The organism is Dokdonella sp. GW821-FHT11D02 (assembly GCF_058808595.1).
This window is the reverse complement of the sequence record NZ_CM179520.1, coordinates 2,838,379-2,852,810: the sequence shown is the minus strand read 5'-3', so window position 1 is coordinate 2,852,810 and position 14,432 is coordinate 2,838,379. Positions and strand designations below refer to the sequence as shown.

At 66.5% G+C, this 14,432-nt stretch carries 15 protein-coding genes; 14 read left to right on the top strand and 1 reads right to left on the bottom strand.

Annotation, left to right across the window (positions count from 1 at the left end; all coding sequences use genetic code 11):
• Window positions 1-61: 61 nt before the first annotated feature.
• The 6 genes from lepA to recO all read left to right on the top strand — a co-directional run bounded on the left by lepA (window position 62) and on the right by recO (window position 5,534).
• Window positions 62-1,852 (top strand): translation elongation factor 4, encoded by a 1,791-nt coding sequence (gene lepA / locus AC3QL3_RS12035; RefSeq protein WP_492893864.1) that lies wholly within the window; start codon window positions 62-64, stop codon window positions 1,850-1,852.
• A 104-nt stretch (window positions 1,853-1,956) separates the two neighbouring features.
• Window positions 1,957-2,790, top strand: a complete 834-nt coding sequence (gene lepB / locus AC3QL3_RS12030; protein WP_492893863.1) for a signal peptidase I — start codon at window positions 1,957-1,959, stop codon at window positions 2,788-2,790.
• 32 nt (window positions 2,791-2,822) lie between these two features.
• A complete protein-coding gene (locus tag AC3QL3_RS12025) occupies window positions 2,823-3,212 on the top strand; it encodes a DUF4845 domain-containing protein (protein WP_492893861.1) in 390 nt (129 codons plus the stop codon).
• The gene (gene rnc, locus AC3QL3_RS12020) at window positions 3,202-3,870 is read left to right on the top strand and encodes a ribonuclease III (RefSeq protein ID WP_492893859.1); all 669 of its coding nucleotides are present in this window, start codon (window positions 3,202-3,204) and stop codon (window positions 3,868-3,870) included. The genes AC3QL3_RS12025 and rnc overlap by 11 nt, the downstream gene beginning before the upstream one ends.
• Entirely contained in the window at window positions 3,863-4,765 is a 903-nt protein-coding gene (gene era, locus AC3QL3_RS12015) for a GTPase Era (protein WP_492893857.1), read from the top strand. The genes rnc and era overlap by 8 nt, the downstream gene beginning before the upstream one ends.
• 58 nt (window positions 4,766-4,823) lie before the next feature.
• Window positions 4,824-5,534: a DNA repair protein RecO gene (gene recO, locus AC3QL3_RS12010; protein WP_492893855.1), complete on the top strand. Its 711-nt coding sequence runs from the start codon at window positions 4,824-4,826 to the stop codon at window positions 5,532-5,534.
• A gap of 14 nt (window positions 5,535-5,548) precedes the next feature.
• Here the strand turns inward: recO and AC3QL3_RS12005 are convergent, their stop codons facing one another.
• Window positions 5,549-6,250 carry a response regulator gene (locus tag AC3QL3_RS12005; protein ID WP_492893853.1) on the bottom strand — a complete coding sequence of 234 codons (702 nt, stop codon included), beginning with the start codon at window positions 6,248-6,250 and terminating at the stop codon, window positions 5,549-5,551.
• 41 nt (window positions 6,251-6,291) lie between these two features.
• Here AC3QL3_RS12005 and AC3QL3_RS12000 point away from each other — a divergent pair, with 41 nt between their 5' ends.
• The 8 genes from AC3QL3_RS12000 to AC3QL3_RS11965 all read left to right on the top strand — a co-directional run bounded on the left by AC3QL3_RS12000 (window position 6,292) and on the right by AC3QL3_RS11965 (window position 14,375).
• Window positions 6,292-9,096 (top strand): translocation/assembly module TamB domain-containing protein, encoded by a 2,805-nt coding sequence (locus AC3QL3_RS12000; protein ID WP_492893851.1) that lies wholly within the window; start codon window positions 6,292-6,294, stop codon window positions 9,094-9,096.
• A 158-nt stretch (window positions 9,097-9,254) separates the two neighbouring features.
• Complete coding sequence (locus AC3QL3_RS11995; protein WP_492893849.1) at window positions 9,255-9,854, top strand: YdbL family probable chaperone protein; 600 nt, start codon at window positions 9,255-9,257, stop codon at window positions 9,852-9,854.
• A 25-nt stretch (window positions 9,855-9,879) separates the two neighbouring features.
• A complete protein-coding gene (locus tag AC3QL3_RS11990) occupies window positions 9,880-10,143 on the top strand; it encodes a hypothetical protein (protein WP_492893847.1) in 264 nt (87 codons plus the stop codon).
• Between the two features lie 86 nt (window positions 10,144-10,229).
• On the top strand, window positions 10,230-11,525 hold the full coding sequence (rlmD, locus tag AC3QL3_RS11985) for a 23S rRNA (uracil(1939)-C(5))-methyltransferase RlmD (protein WP_492893845.1): 1,296 nt from the start codon (window positions 10,230-10,232) through the stop codon (window positions 11,523-11,525).
• Window positions 11,526-11,532: 7 nt separating this feature from the next.
• A complete protein-coding gene (locus tag AC3QL3_RS11980) occupies window positions 11,533-12,036 on the top strand; it encodes a CYTH domain-containing protein (RefSeq protein ID WP_492893843.1) in 504 nt (167 codons plus the stop codon).
• A gap of 15 nt (window positions 12,037-12,051) precedes the next feature.
• Window positions 12,052-13,068 carry a beta-N-acetylhexosaminidase gene (nagZ, locus tag AC3QL3_RS11975; RefSeq protein ID WP_492893841.1) on the top strand — a complete coding sequence of 339 codons (1,017 nt, stop codon included), beginning with the start codon at window positions 12,052-12,054 and terminating at the stop codon, window positions 13,066-13,068.
• The gene (locus tag AC3QL3_RS11970) at window positions 13,065-13,607 is read left to right on the top strand and encodes a hypoxanthine-guanine phosphoribosyltransferase (protein ID WP_492893839.1); all 543 of its coding nucleotides are present in this window, start codon (window positions 13,065-13,067) and stop codon (window positions 13,605-13,607) included. Before nagZ ends, AC3QL3_RS11970 begins: the two co-directional genes overlap by 4 nt.
• Before the next feature lie 21 nt (window positions 13,608-13,628).
• Window positions 13,629-14,375 (top strand): S-methyl-5'-thioinosine phosphorylase, encoded by a 747-nt coding sequence (locus AC3QL3_RS11965; RefSeq protein WP_492893837.1) that lies wholly within the window; start codon window positions 13,629-13,631, stop codon window positions 14,373-14,375.
• The last annotated feature ends 57 nt before the right edge of the window (window positions 14,376-14,432 follow it).

Here is a 14,432-nt window from a genome sequence, read left to right as displayed (position 1 = left end):
GCAGGATTCTGCGATAATCCGGCGATTGTGCCGGGCGTCCGCCACGGCCACAGCAGAACCGATGCTTCATATCCGCAATTTTTCGATCATCGCCCACGTCGACCACGGCAAATCCACGCTCGCCGACCGCATCATCCAGCTGTGTGGAGGTTTGACCGCGCGCGAAATGGAAGCCCAAGTGCTCGACAACAACCCGATCGAGCGCGAGCGCGGCATCACGATCAAGGCGCAGTCGGTGTCGCTGCCTTATACGGCGCGCGACGGGCAGACCTATCAGCTCAATTTCATCGATACCCCAGGCCATGTCGACTTCAGCTACGAAGTCAGCCGCTCGCTGGCGGCCTGTGAGGGTGCGCTGCTGGTCGTCGACGCGGCGCAGGGCGTCGAGGCGCAGTCGGTCGCGAACTGCTACACCGCGGTCGAGATGGGTTTGGAAGTGGTGCCGGTGTTGAACAAGATCGATCTGCCGACCGCCGATGTCGACAAGGTCAAAGAGGAGATCGAGGCGGTCATCGGTATCGATGCGACCGACGCGGTCGCGATCAGCGCGAAGACCGGTCTCAACGTGGTCGACGTGCTGGAAGCGATCGTCGCGCGCATCCCGCCGCCCAAGCCGCGCGACACCGATCGGCTGCAGGCCCTGATCATCGATTCCTGGTTCGACAACTATCTCGGTGTGGTCTCGCTGGTGCGCGTGATGCAGGGTGAGATCAAGCCGCGCGACAAGCTCTTGGTGATGTCGACCGGGCGCGCGCACGAAGTCGATTCGGTCGGCGTGTTCACGCCCAAGCGCACGGTCAAGGATGCCTTGCGCGCCGGCGAAGTGGGCTGGGTCACGGCGTCGATCAAGGACGTGCACGGCGCGCCGGTCGGCGACACGCTGACGCAAGCGAACAAGCCGGCGCCTAGCCCGCTGCCGGGTTTTCAGCAGATGCAGCCGCGCGTATTCGCCGGCCTGTTTCCGGTCGAAGCCGACGATTATCCGAGCCTGCGCGAAGCGCTGGAGAAACTGCGCTTGAACGATGCCGCGCTGGTGTTCGAGCCGGAATCGTCCGAGGCGATGGGCTTCGGATTCCGCTGCGGCTTTCTCGGTCTCCTGCACATGGAGATCATCCAGGAGCGGCTCGAGCGCGAATACGATCTGAACCTGATCACGACCGCACCGACCGTGATCTACGAGGTGCTCAAGACCGATGGCAGCGTGATGTCCTTGGACAATCCGGCCAAGCTGCCGCCGGTCCAGTACATCGAGGAGATACGCGAGCCGATCATCGTCGCGAACGTGCTGACGCCGCCCGAGCACATCGGCAACGTGATCAAGCTGTGCGAGGAAAAGCGCGGCGTGCAGCGCTCGATCCACTACATGGCGAGCCAGGTGCAGATCAGCTACGAGCTGCCGCTGGCCGAGGTCGTGCTCGATTTCTTCGACAAGCTGAAATCGGTTTCGCGCGGCTACGCGTCGATGGACTATCACTTCGAGCGTTTTCAGGCGGCGCCGCTGGTGCGCGTGGACGTGCTGGTCAACGGCGACCGCGTCGATGCGTTGAGCCTGATCCTGCATCGCTCCAGCGCCGACCGGCGCGGCCGCGAGCTGGTCGAGAAAATGAAGGAGCTGATTCCGCGGCAGCAGTTCGATGTCGCGATCCAGGCTGCGATCGGCGCGCAGATCATCGCGCGCTCCAGCGTCAAGGCGCTGCGCAAGAACGTGCTGGCGAAGTGCTACGGTGGCGACATCACGCGCAAACGCAAGCTGTTGGAGAAGCAGAAGGAAGGCAAGAAGCGCATGAAGCAGGTCGGCAGCGTGGAGATTCCGCAAGAAGCGTTTCTGGCCGTGTTGCAGATGGACAAATAGAAAGGCTGGGATTCGAGATTGGGGATTAGGGATTGGACGAAACAGGTTTGCCTTCGCCCAATCCCTAATCTCCAATCCCCAATCCCGGCTCCGAAGGAGCCCCGATGGACTTTGATTTTGCATTGCTGCTGGTGGTGCTGACTGCCGTCTCCGGCGTGATCTGGCTGCTCGATCGCTTGTTTCTCGCGAGTGCGCGCGCACGCCGCGCACACGCGTTCGAATCGATGACGGCGCTGTCGCAAGAGGAACGCGATGCGCGTTCGCGTAACGCTTTGCGCGAGCCGATCGCGGTCGAATACGCGCGCTCGTTCTTCCCGGTTTTGTTCGTGATCCTGCTGTTCCGCTCCTTCATCGCCGAGCCGTTCAAGATCCCGTCCGGATCGATGATGCCGACCCTACTCGTCGGCGATTTCATCCTGGTCAACAAGTTCGCTTACGGTCTGCGTCTACCGGTGCTGAACAAGAAAATTCTCGCAGTGGGCGAGCCCAAGCGCGGCGACGTGTTCGTGTTCCGCTACCCGGAAAATCCGAAAGAGGACTACATCAAGCGCGTCATCGGCCTGCCGGGCGACGAGATCAGCTATCGCAACAAGGTGCTGTACGTGAACGGCGAGGAGATCGCGGAAACGCCGCTCGGACCGTACGTAGGACCGGGCGAATCCGGCCGCAGCATGGCCGGCGCCCAGGTCAAGCTGGAAAAACTCGGCGAAGTCGAGCACCGCATCATGGAATTCCCGCAGGTCTTCATCGGCCACGAAGGCACCTGGAAGGTGCCGCCGGGCCAGTACTTCGCGATGGGCGACAACCGCGACAACAGTCAGGACAGCCGCTTCTGGGGTTTCGTACCGGAGCAGAACCTGGTCGGCCGCGCTTTCGTGATCTGGATGAATTTCGATAACGGCATCGACTTCAGCCGTATCGGCACGCTGATAAAGTAGCGCCGGGCATCCAAAACAGACGGGGAAGGCATATGATCGGTCGGAGCAGGGTCGGGGGCATCACGCTGATCGGTTTCGTCATCGTGCTTTGTGTGGTCGGCTTCTTCGCTTACATGGCGATGCGGCTGGTGCCGATATACACCGAGTACTTCGGCGTGGTGAAGTCAATGGAAGCGTTGCGCAAGGAACCGGGTATTGCGCAGAAATCGATCGAGGAAATCCGCCGCGATCTCGATGTGAAGTTCGATACGCAATACGTCGACGACAACAGCATTCCGCCATCGGCGATCCAGCTCGTGCGCCAAGGCGGCGCTGCAACCTTGCGCATCGCCTACGAAAAGCGCGTGCCGTTCATCTACAACCTCGAGCTCGTCGGCAAGTTCGACAAGTCGGTCAGTCTCAGCGGCCCCGGTGGCGACTGACCGGACCCTCGGACACGCGTTCGCCGATCCCGCGCTGCTCGAGCGCGCGCTGACGCATCGCAGCGTCGGCCACGCGAACAACGAACGCCTCGAATTCCTCGGCGACGCGCTGCTGAATCTGTTCGTCGCCGAGCTGATCTACGAGCACTATCCGCGCGCCGACGAGGGCGAGATGACGCGTCTGCGCGCCGCGCTCGTCAATGGCGGCACGTTGGCCGAGATCGCGCGCGAACAAGAGCTCGGCGAGCGCCTGCGTTTGGGTCCGGGTGAGCTCAAGAGCGGCGGTTTCCGGCGCGAATCGATACTCGCCGATGCATTGGAAGCGCTGATCGCGGCGATTTACGCCGATGCCGGCTGGTTGACCTGCCGCGATACCGTACGGCGCCTGTTTGCGGCGCGTGTCGCCGCCGGCGCGAATACGCCTAAGGACGCCAAGACTCGATTGCAGGAGCTGCTGCAGGCGCGCAATCTGCCGTTGCCGGTGTACGAGCTGGTCGGCAGTTCGGGCGAGGAACATGCCCGCATTTTCGAAGCGACCTGCGGCATCGCGAGTGCGCGGTTGCTCACGCGCGGCAGCGCATCGAGCCGGCGCGCTGCCGAGCAGATCGCTGCCGAGCAAGCTCTGGCCGAACTGGAAAGGAATGCCGACAATGACTGAACCCACCTCCGCGCACCGCTTCGGCCGTGTCGCCTTGATCGGCCGTCCGAACGTGGGCAAGTCGACCCTGCTCAATGCCTTGCTCGGCACGCGTCTGAGCATCGTCACGCCGAAACCGCAGACGACCCGCCACCGCATCCTCGGCATCGTCACGCGCAACGACGCGCAAGTGGCCTTCCTCGACACGCCCGGTCTGCACCAAGGCGGCACGCGCGGCCTGAACCGCCAGCTCAATCGCGTCGCCCGGCAGGTGCCGGACGAGGCCGACGTGCTGGTGCACGTCGTCGACGGAGTGCGCTGGCGCGAGGAAGACGAGGACGTCTGGAAACTGATCGCACCGCGCGCCGCGTCGTGTCTCTTGGCGGTCAACAAAGTCGACAAACTCAACGACAAGGGCGCCTTGCTGCCGTTCGCCGCCGAAGTGACGCGCGAGCGCGGCTATGCCGGCGTGCATTTCGTCGCCGCACGCCGCGGCGACGGCGTGAAGGCTTTGTTCGACGACGTCGTCGCGCGCTTGCCCGAGGGCGCGGCCGAATACGCCGAGGACGAGTACACCGATCGCAGCGAACGTTTCCTGGTCGCCGAGCTGATTCGCGAACAGCTGATGTTGCAGCTCGCAGCCGAGCTGCCGTATGCGACCACGGTCGAGATCGAACGTTTTGAAGACGCCCCCGAGATCAGCCGCATCGGCGCTGTGATCTGGGTCGAACGCGACGGCCAGAAAGGCATCGTGATCGGTGCCGGCGGCGCGCAGCTGAAGAAGATCGGTAGCGCCGCGCGCCGCGCGATCGAGCAGGTGCTCGACCGCCGCGTGCATATGGAGTTGTGGGTGCGCGTGCGCGAGTCCTGGAGCGACGACGCCGCCGCCTTGAAGCAGTTCGGATACGGAGAGTGAAGGCCGCAATGGGGCGGCGCCGGCTCGCCGCCGTTTTCCCACGTCATCCTCGCCGCTCATGCAGATCGATCAGCAACCGAGCTACATCCTGCACGCGCGGCCGTATCGCGAAACCTCGCTGCTGATCGAGGCGTACACGCGCGATCACGGCCGCGTCGGCCTGGTCGCGCGCGGCGTACGGCGCGAACGCAGCCGCCTGCCGCGCGGCGTGCTGCAGCCGCTGCAGCCGTTGCTGTTGAGCTGGGTCGCGCGCGGTGAGTTAGGCACTCTGAGCGCTGCCGAAGCCGCCGGTGCATCGATCGTGCCGGCTGGCGAGGCCTTGTTCGCCTCTATGTACGTCAACGAGCTGGTGCTGCGGCTGAGCGGCCGCAACGATCCGCATACCGACGCGTTCGCCGCCTACGCGCTGTGCCTGGCGCGGCTGGCAGACGAGCGTACGACGGCGTGGACGTTGCGCCGGTTTGAGCGCGATTTTCTCGCCGATCTCGGCTACGCCTTGGCGCTGACGCATGCCGCCGACGGGCGCCCGCTCGATGCCGACGTCGACTACGCCTACGACCCGGACGCCGGCGCCTTGGCCTGGCGCGACGGCACGCGCTGGCCGCGTGTGCGGGGCGCGGCCTTGCTCGCATTGGCGCACGACCAGATGCCGGCGCCGGAGCCGCTCGCGCAATTGCGCCGGCTCGTGCGTGCCGTGGTGAGGCATCTGCTGGGCGGCGACTTGAATGCGTGGTCGATGCGCACGCTGCCGTCAGGTCGCGAGAGCTGATCTAGAAATTCGATTCAGGCCAGCAGCGCGCGAGTGCTGACGCAGGCCTCGAGCAGATCGTCGACGGCCGCTTGCGGCCACGCCGCCGCCGCGAGCGCGGCGCGCAAGTGCGTACTCGCCTGGCCGAGTGCACGCGCGCCGCAGAATCCCGCCGAAGCGTCGAGGCGATGCAGGCGTTCGCGCAACGCGGCGACGTCGCCCGCAGCAGCGAACGCCGCGATCTCGGCCGGCAACGTCTCGAGTTCGCCGGCGAGCAAGCCGCGCAGCGCGGCGACGATCGTCGCATCGCCGCCGGCCGCGCTCAGCGCTTGAGCGTCGTCGAGCACGGCGGTGGCCGCCGCTGGCAACGGTAGGTGCCGTATCAGCGCCTGTCGCAGCTCGCTTACGCTCAAGGGCTTGCCCAGCACCTCGAGAAAGCCGGCGGCGAGCAGGTCGGCATGCGCGCGTTCGTCGTCAGCTGCGGTGGTGGCGAGCGCCACGGTCTGTCGCGAGGCGCCGTTGCCGGCGCGCAGTGCTGCCAGCACATCGGCGCCGCCGAGCCGTGGCATGCGCGCGTCGAGCAGGAGCAGATCGAATTCTTCCGCGCTGGCGAGGGTCAGCGCTTCGGCGCCATCCGCCGCGCTGCGGCTGTCGTAGCCGAAACCTCGCAACGCCTCGATGAAGAAGCGCAAGCTGAGCGGATTGTCGTCTGCGACGAGGATGCGTGGTGCGGACATGCCGAGCCATGGAATCGCGTTGACTGGCAGAATGGTCGCCGATGCGAGTCCGGTCAATCCGCAGCGTTTGGATAGGGGCGGCTGCCGGTGTGCTGGCGCTGACGGCCGTGGCCGCTTCGGCGCGGACGCTGACGGTGGCGGCCGCGCGCGTGCAGAACGCCGAGGCGGAGCTGCGCGATCTGCATATCGACGTCGTCGAGCGGGGCCATTCCGCCTCGCTGCACCTCACCGCCGCGCGCCTCGTCGCATCGCGGCTGGCGCTGGATGGCCGCTTGGAATGGCGCTGCGAAATCCGTCGTGACGGCGCGGCGCACACCTGCGCAGGCCCGGTCAGTCTGGGCGAGACAGGCGCCGAGCAGAGCGCCGATCTCGAATTGCACTTGGCGCGCGAACAGCTCGAACTGCGCCTGAGCCGCGCCCAGGCGCGCGTCACGCTGACGATTCCGTTCGCGGCCGATGCAGCCTATGCAGCGTCCTTGCAACAGGTGCCGGCGAGCTGGCTGAAAAGTGCCTTGGCGCACTCCTGGCGCAGCGGCGAACTGCGCGATGGCGTATTCGACGCAAACGCCAACGTGCACGCCGACGGCCGCGTCGACGCCACCTACGCGGTCACCGGCCTCGACTTCAACAGCGGCGACGGCACCGTCGCCGGCAGCGACCTCGCGACGAGCGGCCGGCTGCAAACCGCGCCGGATGGCGAGGACCTGCATCTGGTCGCCGACACCGAGCTGCGCGGCGGCCACTTGCAGTTCGGCGCGGCGCGGATCGAACTCGAGCAAACGCAGGTCGCCGCGACGATCGACGCGGTGGCTCGAGCGGACGGCCGCTGGGATATCACGCGTTTGGGTTGGAACGACGCCGAAGCCTTGGTCTTCGAAGCCGCCGGCGTGCTCGAACCCGCTGCGCTGGCGCCGCTGCAGGCGCTCGATGTGCGCCTGCAACGAGCCGTGTTCCCGCTGGTCACGCAACGCTATGCGCGCAGCGTGCTGGCCGAGCAGGGGCTCGGCAGCTGGAAGCTGAAGGGCGAGTTGGCCGGCGAGTTCGCGCTCGATCGCAGCGGCTTGCAGCGATTGGCGCTGACGACCGCCGGATTCGACGCCAGCGACGGTGCCGGCCATGCCGCGCGCGGCATTCGCGGCGGCATCGACTGGGCTCTCGCCGGCGAACGGCCGGCGGCGCCGTTGAGCTGGACCTCGCTGCGCCTCGCGAATCTGAATCTACCGGCCGCCAGCTCGCGCTGGCAGTCGCGCGAGGGCGCCTTGCAGCTGGTCGGCGAGTTGCGCACCAAGCTGTTCGGCGGGGAATTGAAATTGTCGCGCAGCGTGCTGCACCCCTTGGCGCGCGACGGCGAGCGGCTGTCGACCCGCTTCGCCGTGCAAGGGATCGGCTACGACAGCGCCGACGGCACGCTCGGCGCCGCGCACCTCGCCGCCGACGGCGAGCTGCGCGTGTCCGGACCGAATGCGGCGCCGATGCTGCAGCTCGAAGCGAATCTGCGCGGCGGCGAAGCGTTGGCCGGTGCGGTCTACCTCAAATTGCCGACGACTCCGGTGCAGGTGCGTGTCGACGCCGGCTGGGACGGCAGCGTCTTGGCGCTGCGCGAACTGGACTGGCGCGATGCAGGCACGCTCGAATTCGGCGCGCGCGGCGAACTCGCGCCGGGCGCGGCGCAGCCGCTGCGCGCCTTGCAGATCGACGTGCGTGCGGCGCAGCTCGGCCCCGCGCTCGATCGCTACGCGCGCAGCTGGCTCGCCTCGAAAGGCTACCCCGAGCTGCACGGCGAGGGCGGCGTTTCCGGCGCCCTGCATTTCGATGCCGATGGCTTGCAGCGTTTCGGCTTCGATGCGCACGGCGTGAGCCTGCGCGACGGCGGCGGCCGTTTCGCCTTCGTCGGCGTCGACGGTGGCGTCGATTGGCAATACCGCACCGACACGCCGGCGACCACCTTGGCGTGGCGCTCGATCGAGCTGTTCAAGATTCCGCTCGGCGCCGCCGCGGCGCGCTTCGAGTCGCAGCGCAGCGCGGTGGTGCTGGCGCAGCCGTTGTCGGTCGGCGTGTTCGGCGGAGAGGTGCGGCTGGAAAAACTCAGCCTGCTGCCGCGCTCGCCGCGCGGCGAGCGTTACGCCGGTTCGTTCGCGGTGGCGGGCCTGGAGATGCCGCAGATCTCGGCCGCGTTCGGCTGGCCGAAGTTTCCCGGCAGCTTGTCCGGCGGTATCCCGGAACTGGTGTTCGCCGGCGACACCATCGAATTTCGCGGCGGTCTGGATCTGTATGTGTTCGACGGTCACCTCGGCGTCAGCGGCCTGACCCTGGAGCGGCCATTCGGCGTCGCACCGTCGCTCGGCGCGAACATTCATTTCGAGAACTTCGATCTCGAGCAATTCACCAGCGCGTTCTCGCTCGGCGGCATGAGCGGGCGCCTGTTCGGCACGATCGAGGGCCTGCGTCTGGTCGATTGGAGCCCGGTCGCGCTCGACGCCTGGTTGCGCACGAAGGGCGGCGGCCGCCTCAGCTACAAGGCGGTCAACGACATCACCGCGCTCGGTGGGGGCGGCGGCCTGTCGAACAATATCCAGACCATGGCGCTGAAGGTGTTCGATACCTTCGGTTACAACGCCTTCGGACTGCGTTGCCGGCTGACTAAGGAGGTCTGTTTGATGGGCGGCATCGATCCGCTGCCGGAAGTACCGCCAGGGCCCGATTCGGCCGCCGATCGCTACACTATCGTCGCAGGTTCAGGCGTGCCGCACTTGGACGTCGTCGGCCACCGCCGCCGCGTCGACTGGCCGACCCTGGTCCGCCGCGTCCGCGAATCGATGCAAGGCCAGGGCCCGATCGTGAAGTGAAGCAGCAGGGCAACCTCTTCCTTGAACAGTGCGGCCATGGATGGCCGCTTCTTGATCCTCGCATTCAAGGACGAATGCATGAACATTCAACAGTGCGGCCATGGATGGCCGCTCTTGATCCTCGCGTTCATGGATGAACGCAAAAACACAGGACAGTTATGAGAAAGCTCATCACCGGCTCCACCCTGTTCATCGCGCTCGCCGTCCTCGCCGCCTGCGTGACGATCAACGTCTACTTTCCGGAAGCCGCCGCGGACAAGGCGGCCGAGCAATTCGTCGACAAGGTGCTGGACACGCCGGCGCAGAACCCGACCCCGCCGAACGAATCGCAACAGCCGCCGCCGGGCAAGTCGCCGGGCGCGATGCTGCTCGACTTCCTGCTGCCGAGCGCGTACGCGCAACAGGCCAACATCAGCATCCAGACGCCGCAGATCCAGGCGATCCAGGCGCGCATGCAGCAGCGCTTCGCCGCCTCGCTGTCCAAATACTTCGCCAGCGGTGCGATCGGCTTCAGCAACGACGGTCTGGTCGCGCTGCGCGACGCCGCCGCGGTGCCCTTGCCCGAGCGTCCGGCGCTCAACACCGCCGTCGCCGACGAGAACCGCGACCGCCAGGCGGTCTACCGCGAGATCGCGGTCGCCAACGGTCAGCCCGGCTGGGAAGCGCAGATCCGCAGCACGTTCGCCAAACAATGGGTACAGCAGGCGAAGGCGGGTTGGTACTACCAGGACGCCGGCGGCGCATGGAAGCAGAAGTGAGGCGGGGCAGATCGGAGAGGTTCGATTGGATGTGATCAACCAAGAAGACAACCCGGTCGAATGGGCTCTCTTTTTCTACGAGCTGCAAGATGCGCATGAGCATCTCGGCAATCTATTGAAGGAGATTTCAGAGGCCGACTACTCGGAAGACAGCCTCAGAATTGATCTTGGTCATGTTTACGCGCATCTCAATCGTGCGTGGCATCGCCGAAACGCGAAAGATGACATCCTCGACTCCGAGTGGGACACTGCCAGCCGGTTCCCTGACGACATCGAGCCGGTCGGTTGACGTCTTACGCCGCCAAGCAGCTCGAACGACCCACCCTTCTATTCGAATAACGCCTACCCCAAGCGGGTGGGCATAGTGCGTTCACTATGCAGACAACCGAAGTCGACATCACCGATCTCTCCCACGACGGCCGCGGCGTCGCGCGCATCGACGGCAAGACCGTCTTCGTCGCCGGCGCGCTGCCGGGCGAGCGCGCGCGCATTCGCATGGTCAAGCGCAGCCGCAGCTTCGACGAGGCGAAGGCGGAGGAATTGCTGACGCGCTCGCCGCTGCGGGTCGAACCGCGCTGCGAACATTTCGGCACCTGCAGCGGTTGCTCGCTGCAGCATCTCGCGCCGGCGGAACAGATCGCCGCGAAGCAACGCGTGTTGGCCGAGAATTTCGAACGCATCGGCAAGGTCGCGCCGATGCGTTGGCTCGATCCGTTGACGGATCAGCCCTGGGGCTACCGGCGCAAGGGTCGTCTGTCGGTCAAATGGGTGGCGAAGAAAGAAAAGGTTCTGGTCGGCTTTCGCGAAGACAACCCGCGTTTCGTCGCCGATCTTTCGGTCTGCCACACCTTGCTGCCGCAGGTCGGCGAACGCCTCGCCGCGCTCGGCGAGCTGGTCGGTGCGCTGGACGCGAAGGCGCAGATCGCGCAGATCGAGATCGCGGCCGGCGACGATACCGTCGCGTTGACGTTCCGCAATCTGCAGCCCTTGTCGGAACACGACCGCGCCGCCTTGACCGCATTCGGCCAAGCGCATTCGATCGCGATCCTGCTGCAGCCGGGCGGACCCGACAGCGTCACGCCGCTGTGGCCCGAGCAGGTGCCGCTGTCGTTCCTCATTCCGGAAGCCGACATCGACATCGCGTTCCGGCCGCTCGATTTCATCCAGGTCAACGCCGGCATGAACCGGCGCATGATCGCGCGCGCGCTCGAACTGCTCGATCCGCAGCCCGACGACAGCGTGCTCGACTTGTTCTGCGGGCTGGGCAACTTCACGCTGCCGATCGCGCGTCGTGTCGGCAGCGTAACCGGCGTCGAAGGCGAGGCGGCGCTGGTCGCGCGTTCGCGCGAAAACGCGACGCGCAACGGCATCGCCAACGCGGAGTTCTTCGCCGCCGATCTGGCTGCCGATCAGCGCGGCACGCCGTGGGCGGCGCGCGGTTACGACAAAGTGCTGCTCGATCCGCCGCGATCCGGCGCTGCCGCCGTGTTGGACTATCTGCCGCGCAAGGAAACGCAGTGCGTCGTCTACGTCTCCTGTCATCCCGGTTCGCTCGCGCGCGATGCCGGCGTGCTGGTCGAACGCCACGGTTTCAACCTGACCGCCGCCGGCGTGATGGACATGTTCCCGCACACCGCGCACGTCGAATCGATCGCGCTGTTCGAGCGTTGAGGCCGGCATGGGCATCGAAATCGAACGCAAGTTTCTCGTCGTCTGCGAAGCCTGGCGCAGCGAGGTTTCGCACAGCGAGCGCATGGTGCAGGGTTATCTGGCCGGGCCGCCGGCTGCGCGCTGCTCGGTGCGCGTGCGGTTGGCCGGCACAGCGGCCTTCCTCAACATCAAATCGGCGACGCCGGGCGTGCAGCGCGACGAGTACGAATACCCGATTCCGGCGGACGACGCGCAGCGTCTCCTGACGACCTTGGCCGGCGATGTGGTGGAGAAGGTGCGCCACTACGTCGACGTCGACGGACATCGGTTCGAGGTCGACGAATTCGGCGGCGACAATCGCGGCCTGATCGTGGCCGAACTGGAACTCGAGCGAGTCGACGCGCCGTTCCCGCGCCCGGCCTGGCTCGGCCGCGAGGTCAGCGAACTGGTGCGCTACTACAATCTGCATCTCGCCGCGTATCCGTATTCGCGCTGGAGCGAAGCGGAACGTCACGCGAATGACGCCATTTGAGGTCACTTTGACGACATGCTGATCATTGGAATTCCCGGCAAGACCCTGAGCGAAGCCGACCGCGCGCAGCTGGCCGCGCCGCAAGTCAGCGGCGTGATCTTGTTTTCGCGCAACTTCGAAAGCCGCGACCAGGTCGTCGCGCTGATCGACGACATCCGCAATGCGCGGCCCGATCCGTTCCTGCTCTGCGTCGATCAGGAAGGCGGCATGGTGCAGCGTTTCCGCGAGGGCTTCACGCGTCTGCCGCCGCTGTTGCGCATCGGCGAGCTGTACGCGCGTGATGCCGCGGCGGCGATCCGGCGGGCGGAAGAACACGCCTGGCTGATGGCGAGCGAGATGCGCGCGATCGGCATCGACCTCAGCTTCGCGCCGGTCGCCGACCTCGCGCGCGGCAATCGCGCGATCGGCACGCGCGCGTTCGACGCCGACCCGCAGATCGCCTCCGAGCTGGTGCAGGCGTATCTGCGCGGCATGCATCTGGGCGGCATGGCCGCCACGCTGAAGCATTTTCCCGGTCACGGCTCAGTCGCAGAAGACACGCATTTCGACGCCGCCGTCGATCCGCGCACGCTGGAAGAACTGCTCGCGACCGACCTGATCCCGTTCGCCGACGGCATCGCCGCCGGCGCCGAGGCGGTGATGATGGCGCACGTGACCTATCCGGCAGTCGACCCGCTTGCGGCCGGCTATTCGCGCATCTGGATCGAACAGGTGCTGCGCGGCGAGCTGGGCTTTCGCGGCCTGGTCATTGGCGATGACATCGGCATGGCCGCGGCCGAATCGGTCGGCGGCATCGGCGCGCGCATCCGCGCGCATCTGGCCGCCGGCTGCGATCTGCTGCTCGCCTGCAATCCCTCGATCGTGCCCGAATCGCTCGCCGCCAGCGCCGACTTGCCGGCCTGCGATCCAGAGCGCGTCGCGGTGCTGCAAGGCGCGGTCGCGCAAACCTGGGACGCGCTGGTGAAAAACCCGCAGCGCGACGAATTCATCGCGAGCGTGACTGCGCTCGATCGTTCGACGGAGTCCGCATGAGCCACGACCTTTCCACCGCGCTCGCCCACGCCGACTGCATCCACGACGAGCCGGCCCTGCGCAGCGCGATCGCGCGCCTGGGCGACGAAATCGACGTCGCGCTGGACGGCCAGTCGGCGGTATTCGTCACCGTCATGCAGGGCGCGCTGCCGTTCGCGGGGCAGCTGGCGACCGCGATCCGCTCGCCGCTGGTGTTCGACTACGTGCACGCGACGCGCTATCGCGGCGCCACCAGCGGCGGCGAACTGACCTGGATCAAACGCCCGGCGACCCAGCTCGCCGGTGCCACCGTCTTGCTGGTCGACGACATTCTCGACGAAGGCCACACGCTGAAGGCGATCCGCGATTTCTGCGTGGCCGAGGGCGCCGCGCGCGTGCTGCTCGCGGTGTTGTGCCAGAAGAACCACGACCGCTGCGTCGCCGGACTCGGCGCCGATTTCGTCGGCGTCGAAGTGCCGGACCGCTACGTGTTCGGCTACGGCATGGACTACTACGAACAGGGCCGCAACCTGCCCGCGATCTACGCCATCGACGGCTGATCTCGACCACGGATATCACTCATGAGCATCGACCTGGCTTTGATCGGCGGCACCGGTTTGTACAAGTTCCCGGGCCTGCAAGACGTCGAGCGCTACGCGACCGACACGCCCTACGGCCATCCCTCCGATGCGATCGTGCTCGGCCGCGTCGGCGCGCACCGCATCGCGTTCCTCGCACGCCACGGCGAAGGCCACACGATTCCGCCGCATCGGGTCAACTATCGCGCCAATCTGTGGGCGCTGCACGATCTGGGCGCGCGCCGCGTGGTCGGCGTGAACGCGGTCGGCGGCATCCGCGCGGACATGGGGCCGCGCGTGCTGGCGGTGCCCGACCAGATCATCGACTACACGCACGAACGCCTGACCAGTTTCTCCGACGTCGCCGGTGCCGAGGTCAAGCACATCGACTTCAGCGAGCCGTATTCGGCCGGCTTGCGCCGCGAGCTGCTGGCCGCGGCTGCGCGTGCCGACATCGCGATCGTCGACGGCGGCTGCTACGGCGCGACCCAGGGACCGCGCCTGGAAACGCGCGCCGAGATCGCGCGCCTGCGCCGCGACGGCTGCGACCTGGTCGGCATGACCGGCATGCCGGAAGCGGCGCTCGCGCGCGAGCTGGAACTGGAGTACGCCTGCATCGCCCTGGTCGCGAACTGGGCGGCCGGTTGCGGCGACGAAGCCGAGATCAGCCTGCCGGAGATTTACGCCAACCTGGAAGCGGCGACCCGGCAGGTGCCGGTGCTGATCGCGGCCCTATTGGCCGGTCACTGAGCGGCGGCAAGCCGTACACCGGACCTGCTTCACATTTTGCGTAGTACCCCGCTTGAT

Coding starts and splice junctions, on each gene's coding strand:
- lepA (WP_492893864.1), top strand. CDS start 62: ATGCTTCATATCCGCAATTTTTCGATCATCGCCCACGTCGACCACGGC.
- lepB (WP_492893863.1), top strand. CDS start 1,957: ATGGACTTTGATTTTGCATTGCTGCTGGTGGTGCTGACTGCCGTCTCC.
- AC3QL3_RS12025 (WP_492893861.1), top strand. CDS start 2,823: ATGATCGGTCGGAGCAGGGTCGGGGGCATCACGCTGATCGGTTTCGTC.
- era (WP_492893857.1), top strand. CDS start 3,863: ATGACTGAACCCACCTCCGCGCACCGCTTCGGCCGTGTCGCCTTGATC.
- recO (WP_492893855.1), top strand. CDS start 4,824: ATGCAGATCGATCAGCAACCGAGCTACATCCTGCACGCGCGGCCGTAT.
- AC3QL3_RS12005 (WP_492893853.1), bottom strand. CDS start 6,250: ATGTCCGCACCACGCATCCTCGTCGCAGACGACAATCCGCTCAGCTTG.
- AC3QL3_RS12000 (WP_492893851.1), top strand. CDS start 6,292: ATGCGAGTCCGGTCAATCCGCAGCGTTTGGATAGGGGCGGCTGCCGGT.
- AC3QL3_RS11995 (WP_492893849.1), top strand. CDS start 9,255: ATGAGAAAGCTCATCACCGGCTCCACCCTGTTCATCGCGCTCGCCGTC.
- rlmD (WP_492893845.1), top strand. CDS start 10,230: ATGCAGACAACCGAAGTCGACATCACCGATCTCTCCCACGACGGCCGC.
- AC3QL3_RS11980 (WP_492893843.1), top strand. CDS start 11,533: ATGGGCATCGAAATCGAACGCAAGTTTCTCGTCGTCTGCGAAGCCTGG.
- nagZ (WP_492893841.1), top strand. CDS start 12,052: ATGCTGATCATTGGAATTCCCGGCAAGACCCTGAGCGAAGCCGACCGC.
- AC3QL3_RS11970 (WP_492893839.1), top strand. CDS start 13,065: ATGAGCCACGACCTTTCCACCGCGCTCGCCCACGCCGACTGCATCCAC.
- AC3QL3_RS11965 (WP_492893837.1), top strand. CDS start 13,629: ATGAGCATCGACCTGGCTTTGATCGGCGGCACCGGTTTGTACAAGTTC.